Origin of the sequence: Paenibacillus sp. FSL H7-0737 (genome assembly GCF_000758545.1) — a bacterium.
Classification (GTDB): domain Bacteria; phylum Bacillota; class Bacilli; order Paenibacillales; family Paenibacillaceae; genus Paenibacillus_AQ.
Map to the genome: position 1 here is coordinate 782785 of NZ_CP009279.1, position 20973 is coordinate 803757.

A 20973-nucleotide genomic window follows, 5' to 3' on the forward strand; every position below is an offset into this window, starting at 1 on the left:
AAATTGGGGTGGCGAAATGAGTCAAAGTTTTTTTATAAGTCAACTGCAAGAATTGTATGTTAATAATAAATTAGTTCCGTTTATCGGTGCAGGTCTTTCAATCCCTTTTGGTCTTCCTAATTGGGGTGAATTAATTTCTGATTATGCAAAATTATTTGAAGTCAAAGGTTTTACGGGTTTTCAAGAAATGATTCAATTGGAATTATCAAAAGACGATTACTGGGAAGCAATAAGAGCAATAAAAAAGTATGCAAATAGGACAGATTCAGATATCCAGGAATATATTTGTAAATCAATTAAAGAAAAAATTAATCTTCAAATTGACGGAGAAAGCCATAATTACTCAGACTTAGCTCGGATGAATTTCGATATTTATTTAACTACAAATTATGATCACGCACTAAATAAATTTCTTACAAGTAGCTACATTCCAACCAATTTGAAAGATTTTAGCGGAAATACTCAAAATACTTTGTTAAATGATGGAGAGAAAAAAATATTCCATCTTCATGGGAATATTTCACAGCAAGAGAGTGTTGTAATTACTGAAGAAACATACAGTAAATTATATAATGATAAAAAATATGATCAATTATTCTCATTATTAACAGGAACAAAGACATTTATATTTCTTGGGTTTTCTTTTAATGATATCTTTATACAAAGGATACTTAAAGATATAAACCAATTTTTTAATACAAAGCATTTTATATTACTTGATAACCCTTCTAAGGAGCAAATCGAATGGTTGAAATGTACATATAATATAGAAACAATCCCTTATAATTCTAAATATTCTTCACATGCTGGAGAAATAAGAAGTATATTAAAAGATATAGCATCGGAAGCCAATCTTGTTGAAGGTGAAAAGGAAATACTTAATGATAAAATAAATATACAGAAACAGCATAATACAAAGCATGGGATTTTAAAGAAAATTGGAACTCTTAAGAAGAGTTTGAACTATGAAAATGATATTATTCAACATGAATCTAATAATCTATCAAAAGCCTTAAAATTGAATTCGTTGTCATATATGATAAGAAGACTTGAAAAAGTTGAGAAAATCTTAAGTGTTGATAAATATGATGTGGTTTTCATAGGCGAAATTGGATGCGGAAAAACAACAGCAATTTGTAATTTATTCAATCTTATAAAAGATATCGATATTGGTGAGAATATTCATGATTTGCCATTGCTTCCTACCTCATCTGGGCGAACAACACTTGGAGAAGTAAGGATACTCGGTAGCCAAAGTTCAAATGTAACAATACGAATTGAGCCTAAAGATTATAAAGATGTAAAACATGATATAGAACAATTTTGCGACTTCTATTGGAATAAGCATAAGAGTAAAAAAAACAATAAGTCTGATAACCAAGCAACTGTACAATTAGATGCAGAATTAGATAGAGTTATTAGGAATATGGCTGGATTCACTAGTGATGAAAAATTCGATGAATTTACTGAGAACTTTATAGGGGAGAAAGATGATTTTAATAAAACCATAGAAGCGAATATTAATTTAAAAGATAGAAATAAGATTGAGATTATATATAATGAGAAAACTACCAAACAGAGTTTAAAGGAATGGTTAAAGGATGTTACTAAGAAATTGAATGATGGTGAATTGGATAGGTTTTCGATACCCCAAAAAACATACATCTATATCGACAAAGAAATATTAGACCTCAATAAATTAAATAGAATCAATTCTATAATAGATACCAAAGGAATGGAAAGTGTGGATAGGGATGATCTTGAAAGCTTTATTAAATCTGATAATACCCTGTGCATATTTCTAGATAGATTCAATCCTGCACCTTCAAAGTTGATTTATGAATTTCTTGTAAATAGTTTTAAAACAACTAACTCAAATTCCTACTTGAGAAGTAAAGTATGCATGATGGTTTTACCTAGAAAACCTGAACAATTAAATATGTCCGGTGCAACAGGCAATGAAGAAAAAGGGACGAAAATAAGAAAAAAACAAATAGAAAACAAATTCATCGAAGGAAATATAAATTTTGATATTGAGAATTTATTGTTCTATGATGCTTATAAACACATTCGCAAAGACGATGAAGGATTGATTTCAACAATTGCTAAACCCAGTATAGAAGATGATAGAAATGAGATATTTGGTAATTTAGATTCAATTATTGAAAAAAGAGAAAATAATCTTATGAATCAAGTTATTTTGATTGAGAATCAACTAGAAGTATTAAAAAGAAATAATTATTTAAGTGATGGTGATAGTGAAAAGATTGAAAAAATACACAATGAAATAAAAATAAAAATGGATATATCTCCATATGAATTAGCGGAAAAAACCACAGAAAGATTTTTAGTGGAATATAAAGCTTTTTTGGAGTCACATTACGCCTCCACATTAAGAGCTATAAATAATAGATTTGGAATATATTACTACAGGGATATCAATATTTATTTAAGAGCAGCAAATCTTATAAGGGGGAACTTAGATTATTTGATTAGCAGCACTAAGAAAAGCATAATTGATACAATGGTCAAAATTGAAGATAACTCTAGTGGTTTGAAGGTTTATTTAGAACATTTTGAAGAGCAAATAAATATTTATTATACTGAGTTATTTGAGGGTATTACTAAAGAGATAACATCTTTTTTGACAAGTTCAGTGTTTGCCCCTCAAAGTTATGAAAGTGACTTTTGGAATTTTGTTATTAATAGATGGGGCAATTTAGAAAATGCGTATAAGTTTGTAAAATATACCGATGATATACTTTACATGTATGATGAAAATTTAAATAAATATAAAGTAAAAGAAGAATTTAATCGGATAATCTCAGAAAAGTGGGAAACCTTTATGAATAATGTACTAAAAGTTTCAGGGGTTGAGCAGGTAATAGAAGTACACTAAGCTGTTATATTCCTTTCTCCGTCTCCACACATGAATTTTATTGACTATTAAATTTCTTGACCTCCGCTCGACCACGAACACTGTGAACGTATCATTTGTAACTGGATTTATAGGAATGATATTTTTGAATAGTGGGACTTAAAACTCAAGAAAAGAGTCAAAAAGCACATAATGTTATGGATGGACTGATGTAAGAAACTTCACTGTACCTGAACGGTTGAACGCAAGAAACTGTCTTTCACGGGGACGAATTGGGGACGAAAGCTATCAATTCCAAGTGTACCGTATCCAAACAGAACTATACTATAATGAAGAAAACCCTTATAGATCAAGGTTGTAGACCACCATGGCGAATGAGAACCAAGTAGCCCATGTTCCCGCATACAGTACACGTAGAATCGGTAGCTTTGTTGGTGAGGAACCCTTGTCAAGTAGACACTAAATAATTGCTATAGTTCTAGTGATAGTACCAGGAAAGAAATGGACAATATTAATTCCACTAACGGAGAACGATAAAAGAGCCGCGAGTTAGACGAGCGTAGCCCCTAGCTCCACCATAAAAAACCGCCCTGTTCGCAATGTTGCTGACAGGGCGGTTTGCTATGTCATAGAGGGCAACTTGAAAGTTATCAGTCAACCTGCACTCTACAAACTATCTTGCACGTTTTTAAGACTAATTTATTAATAGAGCAGTTACATAAAAATAAGATTACTCTGCTACAACTTGTTTGCCTGCAATCCGGCCGAATGTGAAGATATCAGCGATGGCATTACCGCCAAGACGGTTTGCACCATGAATGACCCCTGTTACTTCACCTGCAGCGAACAGCCCAGGGATGACTTCGCCTTTTTCATTCAATACGCGAGTCTTCTCGTCGATCACCAAGCCGCCCATTGTATGGTGAACGGATGGTACAGCTTTTTCGATGTAGTAAGGGCCTTTTTCAAGAGATTTCAATCCACCGCGATGTTTGAAATCAAGGTCTTTACCTGTTTTCGCATAATCATTTACTTTATTAATCGTTTCTTTCAAAGTGTTCACGTCAATTTTGAAGAAATCAGCCGCCTCTTCAATCGTATCGGCTTTAAAGAGCAAGCCTTGTTTAACGAGTTGATCGTATTCGTCCTGATGAACTTCGATCGTTTTACCGATATCCTCAATGCCTTGATTCCATAATTGATACGTATATCCGCCCGTTTGAGCAAGAATTGCTTTAGAAATAACGTCACGACGTTCTAATTCCTCAACGAAGCGCTTGCCTTCTTGGTTAATCAGGATCGCACCATCGAAGCGGGAGTCTGCAACCAGGGAAATAACACCTGTCTCAGGATTACAGATTGGATACGTTTGAATACTCTCCATATTTGTCAGTTTGGCGCCAATCGTTTCTGCCATAACGATACCGTCACCTGTAGATCCTGGTGTATCGGTAGACATATATTTTTCATCCATTTTAGGGTTATACTTTTTACGCATCTCTACATTGGATCCAAAACCACCGGTAGCTATGATGACGCCTTTGTTCGCATGGAATGTGATCTTGTCGCCAGTACCCGAAGTCGCAGTTACACCGGTTACTTTGCCGCTTTCATCCTTCAGCAAGGTTTCGGCTTTCATATTCGTTTTGATCGTGATTTGATCAGCGTCTGTTTTGGCTTTTAACTTGGTAATCAATTCAACCCCTGTATGACCTACAGGAATCAACGCACGTTTTCTGGAATGGCCTCCAAATTGGAACAGATGATCAGGTAAGAACTCTACCTTGATCTCATCGCGCAGCCATTCGGCAGATGTTAGAGCATTGTCGGCAAGAATACGAACCATCTTTGGATCCCCGAGGTTGTCTCCGCCCTTCATCGTATCATTATAGAATAATTCAGCCGTGTCATCTGTGATGCCAAGAGCACGTTCAACCCAGTTGTCAGGCGCATTCATCTCACCACCGGAGATCAATGTGTTGCCGCCAACAGCTGGCATTTTCTCGAGCAGAACTACATTTGCTCCAGCGCTCTTCGCTTCGATAGCCGCACTAAAGCCAGCACCCCCGGCACCGATGACGACAACATCATAGGTTTGCTCGGCTTCTTCTTTGTCTTTGTTTCCACTGACTGCAGCGCCAGCGACAAGGGTAAGTCCAGACTTCGTAATTGCATCTTGAATGGCTTCAAGATATCCTTTGCTTGTAACCGTAGATCCGCTAATGGCATCAACTTTTGCGCTGTTAGTTGCCATGACATCTTGCTTGAGCTGCGTATAAACAGGTTCTGCAAGTACTTCATTTTCCTTATGCTCTGTTACTTTAATGTCAGTGATCTTGTTATCTAATAAGGAAACTTGTACTTTAATATCGCCATGTTTACCTTGCCCAACTCCTTCAAAGACTTGAACTCCGTTTGCATCTGCAGCGGGTGCTGCGTCTTTACCGCCGCAGGCAGCAAGCGTGAACATAAGACTGAGGACTAGTAGAATAGATAACAGCTTTTTCGTGTGAGTTCGCATAATATCTCCTTCATTCTGTTGTGAATTGGTTACATACATTAGGGAGAGGAAGATTTGCTAGGCAAATCCTTTATCTCTAGCCTAGACATGAATGTTATTTCATGTGAAAATATGCACAAGACCTATTATAGATTTAGTACTGCATTATGTATTTGCACAGATTAGCGTTTTTTTGTCTTTTTCGGGCATGTAAGAAACGGATATTGTGAAGGGCTATGATTACAATGAGATCAATTCACTTAAAAATTACGTTAATCGCAGGAAGCTGCTTCTTGCTGCTGTTCATTGCATTGCTTGTAACAATATATTTGGAGATGAACCATACGGTTGTCCCTTTGAATAAGAACTTAACGCAGCAAGTGGTTAATGCACGCAGCGACCAGATCGATTATTGGTTTAATCAGCGCATCGGTGAGATAGACATGCTTGCTTCTCTAGCTTCGGACCATCAGTGGACACGAGATGAATTGCTGCAAGAGATCGATAAGTTTGAGGCGAAGAAGCGAGTAGAGTACGAATCCATACGAGTGGTGGATATTCACGGAAATTCCTGGTCAGCAAAGGACAAGCCTTTTTCGATACTAAACCGACCCTACTATCGAAAACAACTGCTAAATTCAGATTCCAATTATGTGGTGAGTAATCCGATCGTATCCAAAGCGAATGCAGTTGAAATCGTCGTCATTCTCTACCGCGTGAATCCATCGGTGAATGATGAGGTAGCTTATATTGCCGCAGCCGTCTCCGTCAAGAAGATGAAGGAGATTGCTCAAGATGTAATGCTATATGACCAGTCAGGCCAGCTTATCATCGATTGCAGAGAGCTGGGTGAAGGAGATGGAGCGGAGGATGCAGCAGATAAGAAGAACATGAGTGTATTTGAGGCTCCAATTCAAAATGTGGAAGGCTGGAAGCTAGTACTCGAAGTACCGAATTCAAGTCTATCGCTAGCGGTGATCAAAACCCAGCGGACTGCATTGCTGGTAGGCGTTCTTATCGGTAGTGCGTTTATTGTCTTTCTGATGCTGCTTGCTTCTTCCATTATTCGTCCAATTCAGTCGCTTCGCCAGGTAATGGAAAATGTGCAGAACGGCAACCAAACCATACGAGCAGATGTTACGCGCTCGGATGAGATCGGCGATCTTGGGCGAAGCTTCAATGACATGCTTGTTGATTTATACGCTGTGGAGCAGGACCGAAAGGAGATGGAGCTCAGACTGATTCATGAGCAGATCAAGCCGCACTTTTTATATAACACATTGGATACGATCCAGTGGATGGCAATGGAACATGGAGCAGACAATGTGGTGGAGATGGTGGAAGCGCTTAGCGCGTATTTCCGATTAGGGCTTGGCACAGGCAGTCCCTACATTCTGCTTGATCAGGAGTTGTACCATGTCGAGAGTTATCTTCATATTCAAGGCGTGCGATATGAGGAGATTCTGGACTACGAGCTTCGATATGATGAAAAGCTTGCTCAGTGCCAAGTCGTTCGCTTCATGCTGCAGCCGTTGGTGGAAAATGCGATTTATCACGGGATTAAGCCACTTGGGGATCAAAAGTGCAAAATTTCGATTACAGCATATAAACAGGTCGATGATTTGGTCATTAAGGTTGAAAATAATGGGGTTATGATTCCTGAAGAGAAGCTTGAACAGATGAATCAAGCCCTTCTTGATGATAAATATGATCGTTCTGCCACAGGCTTTGGGCTATACAGTGTAAACCATCGCATTCGACTAGCTTACGGGGTGCCATATGGCCTTGCAGTGAAGAGCGAAGATGGCATTACCGTTATGGTCATTCGAATACCTTTGGACGGGGAGTGGAATGAAGATGTGGAAGATTGTCATCGTCGATGATGAAACGATCATTCGCAAAGGCTTGCGACAATACATTGAGGAGAGTTCGTATCTTTTTGAAGTTGCAGGAGAAGCGAAAAGTGCAAACGAAGCATTGAATATGGTGGAGGAAGCCCCACCACATGTATGTCTTGTGGACATCAACATGCCGAATATGAATGGGCTCGATCTTATAAATATATTGCGCGAACGCTGCCCGTCGGTTCTGGTTGTCATCATCAGCGGCTACGATAACTTTGAATATGCGCGTCAAGCCGTGCAACTGCAAGCATTCGATTATGTATTGAAACCTGTGCCGAAGAGTGATCTGAACAAGCTGCTTCATCGGATCGATGAGCATCTTCAGGCAAAATATCCTTTGCATTCACATGAAAGCAGGGTGGATAAGGAGCGGGAGCTTCCCGGGTATACAGGGGATGGAACAGTGCTTATCCAAAAAGTGACCGAGTATATTGACAGTCATTATCAGGATCCGGAGCTGTCTATTACTCGAGTAGCAGCGCTATTTCATATCAACCAAACCTATCTTAGCAAGCGTATGAAGCAAGAAATCGGTGCTTCATTCCTTGACTATGTCACCGAGCTTCGGATATCGAAGGCGAAGGAGATTCTGGATGACGTAATGCCGAATATCAAAATCGGGGATCTGGCCGTGAAGGTAGGGTATAAGAGCCAGTACTATTTTAGTCGTGTGTTCAAAAATAGAGTCGGCTCAAGCCCCTTAGAGTACAAAAAGCATCCGTTCGGTTATGGATAGGGCATCAATTTAGTAGAACGCCGCAGTAATTAGGCGCCACCATATATAAACACGACGCAGCCTCGAGGGGTTGCGTTTTTTATGTGGCGGATTGTTTAGAGGACATTGATAGAAAATAGGTAGGACCTTAGGAGGTAAGCGCTATCTTTATACCTATAAAAACGCGACGTGAAGGCCTTCATGTCAACAAGTGTATACCCGATGTCATTAATTATCTATTTGAAAGAAGGGCCACTTTTCATAATGTTACTATAAGGACATTGACATATGTTATAAGCTTCTATGGCGTGTCGGAATCTCGGAAGGGAGGAAAGAGCATCGAGGTAAGCTGAAATGGAAGCGCATACCATTTAGGAGATTGATGTTTCTTGACTCAAGAATCAGAAGGGAGTTCGTACGATATGAAGAGGAGTAGACAATGGGTAGCTCTCGTCATGGTTGCGATCATGATCGTAACGATGATGCCGATCGCGCAAGCGGAAGAGGCGCTGCCGCCTACACAGACAGAGGAACAGACACCAGCGAACCCGCCGGGCGAAGCCGATCCGGTCGAGGTGACGAATCCATCAGACCTACCGGGAGCGGGTACGGAGGGTGTTATTGCGTCAGTGTATGGGGCGGTATATCACAATCTTGCAGCGGGCTTATCTTATGAGTGGTCGCAAGAGCCGGAAGCTTCAAATCCGGATGAAGGCAACAAACTTACGGATGGTATATATGGGGCAAGCAATAGATCCGACGTAGCATGGGTTGGACATCATTTGGGTAAAACACGCGAAGTTGTGTTTGATTTGGGGGCGAAGAAATCACTCACGGGTATTAAAGCCAATTTCCTCGAAGATTGGCCAACGAACAATGTACTCGTGCCACTCACGGTATCGATGTACGTCTCCGATGACAAGGTGAACTGGGGACTGCTCAAAGACAATGCCACGCAGAAGCTGTGGAATGATGGTAAATACATGGAGACCTATGTGTGGGATGGCAGCAAGGACGGTATTAAAGCGATCGGCCCAGATGCGAAAATCGTGTATGCTCGGTACGTGAAAGTAACATTCACAATGCATACGCGTGCAATGACCTTCGTGGATGAGATTGAAATCCTCGGTGAAGAGGGCAAAGTTGCCGGAGCCGTAACTGTTCCAACGCATACGCCGAAATTCTTGGCGGCAGGCGAAGCAACAGCGGGTATAGAGCATCTTGGACTTTTGTATAACGGGCAATATGCGAATGACTTAGGCATCTGGACAAAAGAACGGATCATTCCGAACATTAGTTATGTCGATAAGGACGGCAAGATTAAGGATCGACTCTTCGACGGCGTCCTGTATCTTGGCATTAACTCTCCAAATCCAGGTCGTGATTTCGGCGGGCGGGCTTATCTGGAAGATTGGCAATGGTATCTGGATAAGACCTTTGCGGTAGGCGGTGATATGGATGCGTTAAACGCAGCGGCTAAGGAAGTATCCGATGCGCTGAACGAGTCTGGCGTGAAGGAAAAGGTTGTCCTCATGATTCCGGATCCAGGTGAATCGATCACTAATTTCGGAGCTATTGAACAAGGTGGAGAATCGCTGAACTTCAATGATTCCGTTGGCAAAGAGAAAGCCCTTGCGAACCGTGAAAAAGCAGTTCAATGGTGGCTGCAGCAAGTCAAATCGAGATGGGAAGCAAAAGGTTACGCTAACCTCGAGCTTGTAGGTATGTACTGGTTCGAAGAGCAAATCAGCACAAGCCAATCCGGACCGGATCTGATCCGTTCGGTGAGCAGGACCCTGCATGACATGCAAATTAGCGGCAAGGACATGAAGTTCTTCTGGATTCCGCACTTCTTCGCTTATAAAGCGTTCATGTGGAAGGATGTCGGCTTCGATGCGGTGACGATCCAACCGAACTACTTCTTCGAGCCGACGGATATCGAACGTTTGGAGGATTCTGCGAATCTGGCGAAGCAGTATGGCATGTCCAATGAACTCGAGTTCGATGATCGGATGCTGACGGACGGCGTGTTCCGCGAGCGGTATATCGATTACTTGAACAGCGGTGCGAAGACAGGGCTCATGAAGGATGGCTTCAAATCGTATTACCAAGGCAACAATGCAGTCTATAACACCGCGGTAAGTAAAGATCCAGCGACACGCGTTCTTTACGACTGGCTGTATCAATTTGTTAAAGGAACGTATCAGGTCAACGAGGCTCCGCCTTCCGAGGTAGACGTGCAGATGAACGACAAGCCGTTCCAGAGCGGGATGAGGCTGCCCGATTCAGAATCCGTAGCCTTTACATGGAAGCTTAGAACGGATGATGGTCTGACGAAAGTGACGGCGACGTATGACGGCAAGCCTTATACAGCAGGTACCGTTATTCCACTTGCAGGCAAGCTTGGCAAGCATGAGCTTAACATTACCGTTACGGCGGGGCGTATGGTGATAAAGTCATATGTTATCGAAGCAACGACGAATGCATCTGGTATGAAAGCGTTAGTCGAGCGCTTCGAACAAGCGAAGCAATTTACGAATTCTGCAACGGTGCGTTCTTTGAACAACTATTTGGAAATGATGAAGCGCTATGAAGGGAAAGATGCAGCGCAAGTCACCAAGTATCTCCAAGGCTTTAACGCAAAGCTGGATGAATTCAAGAAGGCGGGTACGATAAAAGATGAGGCGTACAATATGCTGAAGGAAAGCGTCTATTACCTAATAGGCAATTTGGCGCAGAATAAAACGGTAGAAGCTTCGTCGACCGAAGGCAATAATGTGAATTATGCACCGGCTAAAGCCGTCGATGGATTCCCTGCTTCAAGATGGGCGAGTGAATACGTGGACAATACTTGGTTCCTGGTCGATCTCGATGAAGTGAAGGAAATGGATACGGTTCGAATCGATTGGGAATATGCTCGTGCCGATAAATACAAACTTCTTGTGTCAAACGATAAGCAGAACTGGATCAATGTCATGCCAAATGACGGAATTATTACCGCGCATGATGGCAAAGAAACGATTCAGTTCAACCCGGTCAAGGCAAGATACATGAAGTTACAAGGCATAAAAAGAGCAACCGATTACGGATATTCCATCTACGAGTTTGGTGTCTATAACCTCTCGAGCGCTGTAGACGTGAAGGGCATTGAGGGCATACAAGTAAAGGTTGACGAGGAAGCGAAAAAAGTAACGATTGATGGATTGCTGATGAATGGCGTCCTTACAAATGTGAAGTTGAAGGTGCTTGATTCGAAAGGCAAGGTTCATCTCGAAGATGAGACGAAGAGTACAGTCGCGGGAAGCTTTCAATTCACATTCAAACTTACGGGTAATTTAAAAGGAACCAATGAGGCGTATCTATCGACTGGCTATATGAGCGAGCCTGTAAAAGTGACCTTTGAATACTCAAAAGAAAACCCGGGTAAAGGTCACGATAAGTAATGGAGAAATAATCCATCCAAGCAGTAATACGATCCGCGCTGAAACTTCCTGTACCGGTTATCGAATTATCTGTCCGAGTAAGACTAATAACTGAAGTAAGAACGTTTGAGGCGTAACATAACAAGCCGATTAGGTACCAGACCACGGGGTCTATACCTAATCGGCTTGTTTCTATGTAGACGTGACAAATAGAGGATTAGATTATATCAAGATATTATTCAGGTTTTAGTGGGATTGTATTATGTATTGTATAATAGAACGACTGCCTCAACAGGTATTTATAACATAAAACATAGGAGGATACATGTCCTGGAGCAAATTGAAGCAACAACTGGAGAGTTTTCTCTGTCCTGCGTTATACGGCAGGGTTGAATATCGCGCAAGTAGTTACCGTTATTTACCTGATAAATCAGGGAATTGTTATATTTCGGTAGATAAAAAGAACGTACTTAATATGAATGATAGAACTAGCTCAATTAGATGGTATCAGACGGAGCAGGAGATTAAGAATGATTCAGATCTTCAAATTCCTATCAACCATGAAGACATTGAAGCGGTTAGAAAAGATAGTAAGGGGATCATCCCGGAGGATCGGCTAATAGTCATTGCAAGAAGCAGAAAAATATCAGAAGTTGCAAAGGAGCTTTTGTCAGCACAGACATCATTAAGTAAATCGAACTTTATTGTTATAGCTACTAAGTATTTATCTATTTCCATAGAGGAGAGCTTAGAAAGCGACGATATCTTATTGAATATTCTAGCTTTAGTGGACAGACGAGTTGGGAAAAAGCGAATTTTAAACATGAGCGAGAAGATGAAGTTAAAGCATCCAATTGTGCAATATTTTTATGAACTAAGGCGTAGTACATTATAAAAATAAATAACTTCATTGAATATTCAAGAAACACTCTCTACAAAAATCCCTAATTCTACGCGACTTCTTCCCACCATAACAATAGCCATGATAATGAGAGGGATGTTCGCATATGGTGCATATGGAATCGGAGAGTGTCGCTCTACTGGTAAGGAAGGATACAGTGTTATGAAATCCTTATATTTATTGGACTTTACGGACAAGTATGAGGAAAAATCGTTATTGAAGAGATGGCATCATTGCCGTCTCTTTTTTGTTTCTTTGGTCACTTTTTTAGCATTGCTCTGACTCTGGTTCCCGCTATGGCATCCTACGATCACGAGCATGAAAGACTGCACGAAAATTAACGTTGATGCTTATGTTTAAGCCCTCTCTGCTCAGCTAGGTGACGGGAATCATAGACGTATTTGCGTGAGGTTGCTACGATGTTCCATGGAAATTAAGTGAAAGTGATCACAAGAAATTACAGAAGGAGTTATTTATCGTGAAAAGAATCGTAACACTGAGCACCCGCAAACTGATGGATACCGCAAAACACGGCGGATGCGGCGCATGCCAGACATCTTGCCAGTCCGCTTGTAAAACTTCCTGCGGCGTTGCAAACCAGAAGTGTGAAAATGCAATGAACAGATAGGATTCGGAATTTTACCGCCCATTGCTCTGCTGATGGGCGGCTATTTTTAAGAAATGGATACTATCCCTAAAGGATGGCCAAGCCGTTTCTACTTGTGTGCAAAAGGAGCTTGATTAGTAAGTATGATTCATCAATATAAACTAAACGGATACAATATCGTGCTCGATACCTACAGTGGCTCGGTGCATGTTGTTGATGACCTAGCATATGAAATTATAGCGGATTATGAGAAAGCTTCTGCCGAAAAAATCGTGACAATGCTGTTGGATAAATATAAAGATGATTCCAGCATTTCCGAGAGCGACATTCGAGAAACCATCGCGGATATCGAGGAACTTAAAAATGATGGACAGCTCTTTACAAAAGATGAGTATGAGAACCTCTCGCTCGATTTAAAAAAACGAAAAACTTATGTCAAGGCACTCTGCCTCAATGTTGCGCATACCTGTAATTTGTCATGCGACTATTGCTTCGCTAGCCAGGGGAAATACAACGGAGATAGGGCAATCATGAGCTATGAGGTTGGACAAAAAGCTATCGATTATCTGCTTGAAAATTCGGGTCATCATCGTAACCTGGACATCGACTTTTTTGGTGGAGAACCGCTCTTGGCTTGGAAAGTGGTTAAACAGATCGTAGCTTATGCAAGAAGCAAAGAACAAGAATACAAAAAAAAGTTCCGGTTCACCTTCACGACGAACGGAATGCTGCTGAACGATGAGGTCACTGAGTTTTTAAATCAGGAAATGTACAATGTCGTATTAAGCCTGGATGGAAGAAAAGAGGTTCATGACCGACTTCGCCAAACGGTTAACGGAAAAGGCAGCTACGATCATATTGTTCCGAAGTTCAAGGAATTCGTTCGTAAGCGCGGGGACCAAGAGTACTATGTTCGAGGAACCTACACTCGTAACAATGTCGATTTCACCAACGATATATTTCATATCGCAGACCTTGGTTTTGACAAGATCTCTATGGAACCAGTCATCTGTGATCCAAAGGAGCCCTATGCACTTACCGAGGAAGATCTCCCGGAGATATACAACCAGTACGAAATTCTTGCCAAGGAAATGATCGGTCGCGATGAACAAGGCAAGGGGTTTACCTTTTATCACTACATGCTTGACCTCTCGGAAGGACCTTGCATCCAGAAGAGAATTACTGGCTGTGGTTCAGGAACCGAATATCTTGCTGTCACCCCTTGGGGAGAGCTTTTTCCTTGTCACCAGTTCGTCGGGGATGAAGAATACAGCATGGGAAACCTCTGGGATGGCATCACAAAACCTGAGCTGCAATGTCAATTCCAAGAGAGCAACTGCTACTCGAAGCCGGAATGCAAGGACTGCTGGGCTAAACTCTACTGCAGCGGTGGTTGTCCTGCCAATGCACTGCACGCGACGGGTTCCCTCGTCGGAACCTATGACTTCAGCTGTGACGTCTTCCGCAAAAGAGTCGAATGTTCCATGATGGTAAAGGTTGATGAATCTATTAGAGCGATGGAAGGGCAATCTAGCTAGTTAACGTAACGGATGAAAAAACTCTAACCGAGAAATAGACACTTTTAAATAAAGTGCCTTTCTCGGTTTTTTTTGTATTAACTAGAACTATGATCATAGATCGTTTTTTCCATCGGCAATCAGGATGAGGAATTCAAAACGTGACGGCCTAATCTGTTTAATAGACAGAGAGGGCTTTTTTAATGTGCGAATCTATGATTTTTTCTTTGAACACAAATATATATGACTAAAGTCATATTAAATTCGTGATTTAGCGTATTTTTTGTCGAAAAATAAACTATTTTCTAAGAAATGTCGATATAATAGGATAGAAATCTGCTTTTCTGTATTAACTGCAATTACGGAAGCGTTAACAATTATATGAATAGTCATTCGACAAGGAGGAAAGCAATGTTAAAAAAGTTAGGCAAGATTGGATTGGCTTTTATATTAGTCATTGGACTGCTACCGATGATTTCACTCCGGGCATACGCTGCCATCCCCTCATTCACCAAAACGGTGGACTTTCCCATTCAGCCTCCAGTTACAAACGCCTCGGGTAAGAATGTTTCTGATGTTGATGTTCTTCCTGACGGAAGTACCGCAGTAGTGTTGAACACATTCGCTTATCAAGGCAATTCCTATGTTTATTCTTATTTTTTAAAGATTTTTGACCGCACGGGAGCACTTAGATCAGATGTTGATCTGAGTAGTCTAATGGATACCTATTACAAAATGATTGATGTGAATATGCTTGCGCTACGTGATGGAAGGATTCTGATTACTTACCATAAAAGCGACAGCGGCGATAACAATTTGCAATTGGGAACCGTTAGGGAGAGTACTCCCAATGCCTATTTCATGGTGCTAAACCAGTCAGGACAAAAGGTGGTCGGTCAGACACAGATTAATACATACTCTGCCGCCAGTACCCCGGCACTCACGCGCTTTGTCTCTATAACGGAATTGTCTGACGGCAATATAGCTTTTTCCTGGCAACGGAACGACAATATTAGCACGGCTACGCGTGTGTTCACTGTTGAGGGTAACCCAGTTTCGGGAGAAACACTTCTGGTTTCCCATAATGCGAGCATGTCTAATGTATCCGCTGGAGACGGTGTATATATGGTTGCTTACAATTCAGGAGTAGGACCCCAGACGGATACTGTTTATCTGAAAATATTCAGTAATAGTGGGACTCTGTTAAATACGATTAATAAAGGAATAAGAACGGATGAAAAACAGCTGTTTCTATCCACGTTGAACAACGGGAATTTCATGTTCAGCCAATATAACTATAGAAACGACTCATCAACGGTTTCTTTATATGATAAGAACGGTACGAGTAAGGGTGATTTTACAGTAAGTGGCTCTCTAGGCGAATCTTCGGCTGCTATTTATAGGGATGGTGCAAATCCGGGCTTTGTAACCGTAAGTACGGACCCCACTTCTACCAATGCCATCAATGATGCGTACAACAACTTTAAAGAATGGTCGGGAACGCAGTATGCTTACCTGAATTATTATGACAATGACGGTAACTTAGTCTTTACATCGGATCAGCCGGTGGATTCCGCTCCGGTGGCTATGCAGGGTTTCAATGAAGCCACTTGGATGTACGCTGTGGAATATTATCCAAGCTTCAAATTGTATCCCACCTTTGGTGACAAGCTTGTCTTGGTGACAACCGATAATACGGATGCTGATCATTATAGAATAACCGCTAAAATATTTGAGACGGGAGCTCCGGCACCAGCGGCTATCATTGACTATGCGGCTGAGCAACTGACCGGGCTGACGCCAAACAGCGCCTACTCGGTTAACAACGGTACAGCGGTAACGGTGACAGCGGATGGTAAGCTGGCTATAGACAGCAGCTGGTTGGGAACGTCAGTGAGCATCGTGAAGAAAGGCGATGGCTCGTCGACAACGGATAGCCCGGCACAAACGCTGACTATTCCATTCCGTCCAGGGGCACCGACTGGTGTAACGGCGACGAATGAAACGGCGATAAGTGCTAACGATGGTACATTGACTAACGTAACAACTGCGATGGAGTACAAGAAGGGTGTGGCGGGTACTTGGACGAATATTTCAGGTGCAACCGTAACGAGACTTGATCCGGACATGTACTATGTCCGGACAAAAGCGACGGTGACGGCGTTTGCGTCAGAAGCGAAGAGCGTGACGGTGGCTACGTTTGTGGCAACACCGGAAGTGACACCGGCAGCCATCATTGATTATACGGCAGAGCAGTTAACCGGTCTGGTGCCAAACGGCTCGTATACGGTGAACGGTACGGCAGTAACAGCGACAACAGATGGTAAGCTGGCCATTAACAGTGGTTGGTTGGATACGTCGCTGAGCATCGTGAAAAAAGGCAATGCCTCGACGACACTGGATAGCGCGGCGCAGACGCTAAGCATTCCGCCACGTGCAGAGGCGCCGACTGGTGTGATAGCGACGGATGAAACGGAGATTAGTGCTAACAATGGTACATTGACGAACGTAACAACCGAGATGGAATTCAAGAAAGGTACAGCAGGTGTATGGACGAGTGTAGCAGGTGTAACCGTAACGGGACTTTTTCCGGACACGTATTATGTGCGGACGAAAGCGACGACTACGGCATTTGCTTCAGAAGCGAAGATCGTGACGGTGGCTACGTTTGTGCCAACGCCGGAAGCGGCACCGGTAGCCACCATTGATTATGCGGCTGAGCAGTTAACAGGTTTAACGGCAAGCGGCTCGTACACGGTAAACGGGGCTTCGCTAACAGCGACAGCTGATGGCAAGCTAGCTATTGATAGCAGTTGGTTGGGAACGTCACTGAGCCTTGTGAAGAAGGGCAACAGTTCGACGACTACGGATAGCGCAGCACAGACGCTGAGCATTCCGATCCGTCCAGGGGCGCCGATAGGTATAACGGCGACGGACGAAACGGCAATAAATGCTAACAATGGTACACTGACGAACGTGACAACCGAAATGGAATACAAGAAGGGTGCGGCAGGTGCATGGAAGGAAGTGACGGGTGTAACCGTAACGGGACTAACTCCGGACACGTACCATGTGCGGACGAAAGCGACTGTGGCGGCATTTGCGTCAGCTTCAGTGCAAGTAGCCGTGGTTGCTTTTGTAGCAACACCGGAAGTGGCACCGACAGCTGTTATTGATTATTCGGCTGAACAATTGACAGGTCTCACGTCAAACAGCTCGTACACAGTAAACGGGGATTTGGTAACAGCGACAGCTAATGGACAATTAGCTATTGGTAACAGTTGGTTGGGAACGTCGCTAAGTATTGTGAAGAAAGGCAATGGCTCGACGACAACGGATAGTGCGGCGCAGACGTTAAGCATTCCGTCCCGTTCAGGGGTGCCGACTGGTGTAACGGCGACGGATGAAACGGCGATAAATGCCAACGATGGCAAATTGACGAACGTAACAACCGTGATGGAATACAAGAAGGGCACAGCAGGTGCATGGACGGATGTGTCAGGCACAACCGTGACAGGACTTATTCCGGACACATATTATGTGCGGACGAAAGCGACTTTGACAGCATTTGCGTCAGAAGCGAAGATCGTGACGGTGGCTACGTTCGTGCCAACGCTGGAATTAACACCGACAGCCATCATTGACTATGCGGCAGAGCAGTTGACAGGCTTGACGCCAAGTGGCTTGTACACGGTAAATGGTACATCGGTTACGGCGACAGCAGATGGTAAGCTGGACATTAATAGTAGTTGGATAGGAACATCGCTAAGCATCTTGAAGAAGGGCAACAGCTCGACGACAACGGATAGTGCGGCACAGACGCTAAGCATTCCGTCCCGTTTAGTAGCGCCGACTGGTGTGACAGCAACGGGTGAAACGGGAATGAACACAAACGATGGTACGCTCATCAATGTTACTACTGCAATGGAATACAAGAAAGGTACAGCAGGTGCATGGACAGATGTACCTGGTACAAGCGTGACGGGGCTTACTCCAGACACGTATTATGTGCGGACGAAAGCAACAGCGACAGCATTTACCTCGGCTTCGGTGCAAGTGACGGTATCGGCATTTACGAAAATACCAGAAGCGACGCCAGCGGCCATCATCGACTATGCTACTGAACAGTTGGCAGGCCTGACGCCAAGTGGCTCATACATGGTAAACGATACAGCGATTACGGTGCCAGTAGATGGCAAGCTGGAAATTGATAGCAGCTGGTTGGGAACGTCACTGAGCATCCTTAAGAAAGGTGACGGTTCAACAACTACGGATAGTGCGGTACAGACGTTAAGCATTCCATCTCGTGCAGCGGCTCCGGTAGGTGTGACTGTCACGGATGTGACGTACAATGGGGCTAATAATGGCACCATTCAGAATCTGACAGTCCAAATGGAATACAAAATAGGCAGCACTGGTCTTTGGACAGAAGTTACAGACACAATGATTACTGACCTTGCGCCGGACACGTATTATGTTCGGGAAAAGGCAACGGCAACAGCATTCGCTTCTATTGCTGCTCAGGTTATCGTTCATGACTCGAATGCGGTCATCCCGTCCGCGCCTGAAGTCACGGCTGATGATCAGAACAATACGATTGTTGGTCTGGACACAAGTATGGAATTTTCTGTGGACGATGGACCATATGTACGGTACGACGGAACCAACTTGCCGGATTTGAGTGGTGAGCACATCGTTAAGGTACGTGTGGTAGCTAGCGGGTCCGTTCCGGCGGGACCGGCAACTACGCTGACCTTTACAATTAATATGCTTAACCCTGCGGGTGGCTTGAACGTGATTGCCATCGATCCAAGTGGCTCGGCAAATAACGGCTATACGCAAATCACCGTTACGCCTGCACTGGCTGAAGGACATAAGCTCTTTTATAAGAACTTTGGCGCTGGTAGCATCGTCGTACCAAATGTGGGAGATGTCCTGACTGGATACATGCTTGTAGGCATTGAGGGATTGGTTCCTGCGGCCAATGGGGATACGATTGGGATTGCAGAGCTAGATGCTGACGGCAAAGTGGTGAAATACGGTAGTGCAACAGCAGCTGTGGCGGCTGATACCGTAACACCTGGTACTGATCCGGTCAGCCCAGGAACCGGAAGTAACTCGAATAGCGGAACAACCCCCGGTAATGCGAACACAGTTGTTACCGATGTGATCGTCCTTGTTAACGGTAAGGAAGAGAACGCAGGCAAAGCAACAACAACGGCCTTAGGGAACGTGGCAACAACTATTATCGTCGTCGACCCAGCTAAACTCCAAGCGAAGCTGAACGCGGAAGGGAATGGAGCAGTAGTTACCGTTCCGGTGACCCTGGATTCCAACATCATCGTCGCTGAGTTAAACGGTCAAATCATTAAGAACATGGAGAACGCATCGGCTACCCTTGTTTTTCAGACAAGCAAAGGTACTTATACTTTGCCAGCCGACGAAATCAACATTAGTGCGTTAGCTAAGAAACTTGGAAATGGCTTGAAGCTGGAAGATATCATACTGAAGATTACGATCAGTGAGACCTCACCATCTATGAACCAAGTAGTGACAGGTGCTGCAAGCAGTGGTGGATTCACACTTGTTGCACCGTCACTAGATTTCACTGTTACCGCTACTTACGGTACATCGACAGTGGAAGTGAGTCAGTTCAATGCTTACGTAGAGCGGATAGTGACACTTCCAGGTGGTATTGATCCGAATCGGATTACGACTGGAGTCGTTGTGGAGCCAGATGGCACAGTGCGCCATGTACCGACTAGATTCGTTCTGAAGGAGGGCAAATACTACGCAGTTATTAAAAGTGTGACGAATAGCTCGTATTCGGTGATCTGGCATCCACTGACTTTTGCGGATGTGGAGAATCATTGGGCGAAGGATGCTGTGAACGATATGGGATCTCGTCTAGTAATTAATGGGGTGAACAAAACGACGTTTAACCCGAATGCAGATATTACCCGGGCTGAGTTCGCAGCGATCATCGTGCGCGGTCTGGGACTGAAGCTTGGGGAAGGGAAGACAGCATTTGCGGATCTGCCAGCGAATAGCTGGTATGCAGGAGCGATTGAAACGGCATCCGAGTACGGTCTGATCACTGGTTTTGAGGACGGGACATTCCAGCCGGATGCTCCAATAACTCGCGAGCAAGCCATGAACATTATCGCCAAAGCGATGAAGTTAACTAGCCTTGCGGACCAGACTGGAACAGTGGATGCGACAAGCGTACTTGCTACCTTTACAGATGCAGGCAACATAGGTGTCTGGGCTAAGGATAGTTTGGCGCTTGCAGCCAAAGCTGGTTTGATCAGCGGCCGTGGCGATAATAAGCTGGAGGCAAAGGCGAATGTCACCCGCGCGGAAGTGGCAGTTCTGATTCAGCGGCTGTTGCAGAAGTCGGGGCTTATTGATTAGATCATGATGAAAAATGGAGAGGCGGATTCAGCTTAGGGCTGAATTCGCTTTTTTTGTTGTTTGGTTGATATAGTTTTCAATTTATTTTTTTGGGGTTTTATAACATTTTGTTTTA

9 protein-coding genes are annotated in these 20973 nt (G+C 43.3%); 8 read left to right on the plus strand and 1 reads right to left on the minus strand.

Annotated elements, in window-relative coordinates; translation table 11 throughout:
* Window positions 1–16: 16 nt before the first annotated feature.
* A complete protein-coding gene (locus H70737_RS30135; protein ID WP_081951024.1) occupies window positions 17–2899 on the plus strand; it encodes an SIR2 family NAD-dependent protein deacylase in 2883 nt (960 codons plus the stop codon).
* A gap of 709 nt (window positions 2900–3608) precedes the next feature.
* Here H70737_RS30135 and H70737_RS03495 read toward each other — a convergent pair.
* Entirely contained in the window at window positions 3609–5399 is a 1791-nt protein-coding gene (locus tag H70737_RS03495; protein ID WP_042184809.1) for a flavocytochrome c, read from the minus strand.
* Window positions 5400–5623: 224 nt separating this feature from the next.
* Here H70737_RS03495 and H70737_RS29635 point away from each other — a divergent pair, with 224 nt between their 5' ends.
* The 7 genes from H70737_RS29635 to H70737_RS03525 all read left to right on the plus strand — a co-directional run bounded on the left by H70737_RS29635 (window position 5624) and on the right by H70737_RS03525 (window position 20858).
* On the plus strand, window positions 5624–7261 hold the full coding sequence (locus tag H70737_RS29635) for a sensor histidine kinase (RefSeq protein WP_197071261.1): 1638 nt from the start codon (window positions 5624–5626) through the stop codon (window positions 7259–7261).
* On the plus strand, window positions 7236–8018 hold the full coding sequence (locus tag H70737_RS03505) for a response regulator transcription factor (protein WP_042184811.1): 783 nt from the start codon (window positions 7236–7238) through the stop codon (window positions 8016–8018). Before H70737_RS29635 ends, H70737_RS03505 begins: the two co-directional genes overlap by 26 nt.
* 401 nt (window positions 8019–8419) lie before the next feature.
* A complete protein-coding gene (locus H70737_RS29640) occupies window positions 8420–11440 on the plus strand; it encodes a DUF4855 domain-containing protein (RefSeq protein WP_156113050.1) in 3021 nt (1006 codons plus the stop codon).
* A 304-nt stretch (window positions 11441–11744) separates the two neighbouring features.
* A complete protein-coding gene (locus H70737_RS03515; protein ID WP_042184812.1) occupies window positions 11745–12314 on the plus strand; it encodes an SF0329 family protein in 570 nt (189 codons plus the stop codon).
* A 484-nt stretch (window positions 12315–12798) separates the two neighbouring features.
* Window positions 12799–12948, plus strand: coding sequence for a six-cysteine ranthipeptide SCIFF (gene scfA / locus H70737_RS30140; protein WP_076098734.1), 150 nt, complete (start codon window positions 12799–12801; stop codon window positions 12946–12948).
* Window positions 12949–13070: 122 nt separating this feature from the next.
* Complete coding sequence (gene scfB, locus H70737_RS03520; RefSeq protein ID WP_042184814.1) at window positions 13071–14465, plus strand: thioether cross-link-forming SCIFF peptide maturase; 1395 nt, start codon at window positions 13071–13073, stop codon at window positions 14463–14465.
* Between the two features lie 390 nt (window positions 14466–14855).
* Complete coding sequence (locus H70737_RS03525; protein WP_042184816.1) at window positions 14856–20858, plus strand: S-layer homology domain-containing protein; 6003 nt, start codon at window positions 14856–14858, stop codon at window positions 20856–20858.
* Window positions 20859–20973: the final 115 nt, after the last annotated feature.

Excerpts from the sequence above, each read along its gene's own strand:
- H70737_RS03515 (WP_042184812.1), top strand. The coding sequence starts at position 11,745 with ATGTCCTGGAGCAAATTGAAGCAACAACTGGAGAGTTTTCTCTGTCCT.
- scfB (WP_042184814.1), top strand. The coding sequence starts at position 13,071 with ATGATTCATCAATATAAACTAAACGGATACAATATCGTGCTCGATACC.
- H70737_RS29635 (WP_197071261.1), top strand. The coding sequence starts at position 5,624 with ATGAGATCAATTCACTTAAAAATTACGTTAATCGCAGGAAGCTGCTTC.
- H70737_RS03525 (WP_042184816.1), top strand. The coding sequence starts at position 14,856 with ATGTTAAAAAAGTTAGGCAAGATTGGATTGGCTTTTATATTAGTCATT.
- H70737_RS29640 (WP_156113050.1), top strand. The coding sequence starts at position 8,420 with ATGAAGAGGAGTAGACAATGGGTAGCTCTCGTCATGGTTGCGATCATG.
- H70737_RS03505 (WP_042184811.1), top strand. The coding sequence starts at position 7,236 with ATGTGGAAGATTGTCATCGTCGATGATGAAACGATCATTCGCAAAGGC.
- H70737_RS30135 (WP_081951024.1), top strand. The coding sequence starts at position 17 with ATGAGTCAAAGTTTTTTTATAAGTCAACTGCAAGAATTGTATGTTAAT.
- H70737_RS03495 (WP_042184809.1), bottom strand. The coding sequence starts at position 5,399 with ATGCGAACTCACACGAAAAAGCTGTTATCTATTCTACTAGTCCTCAGT.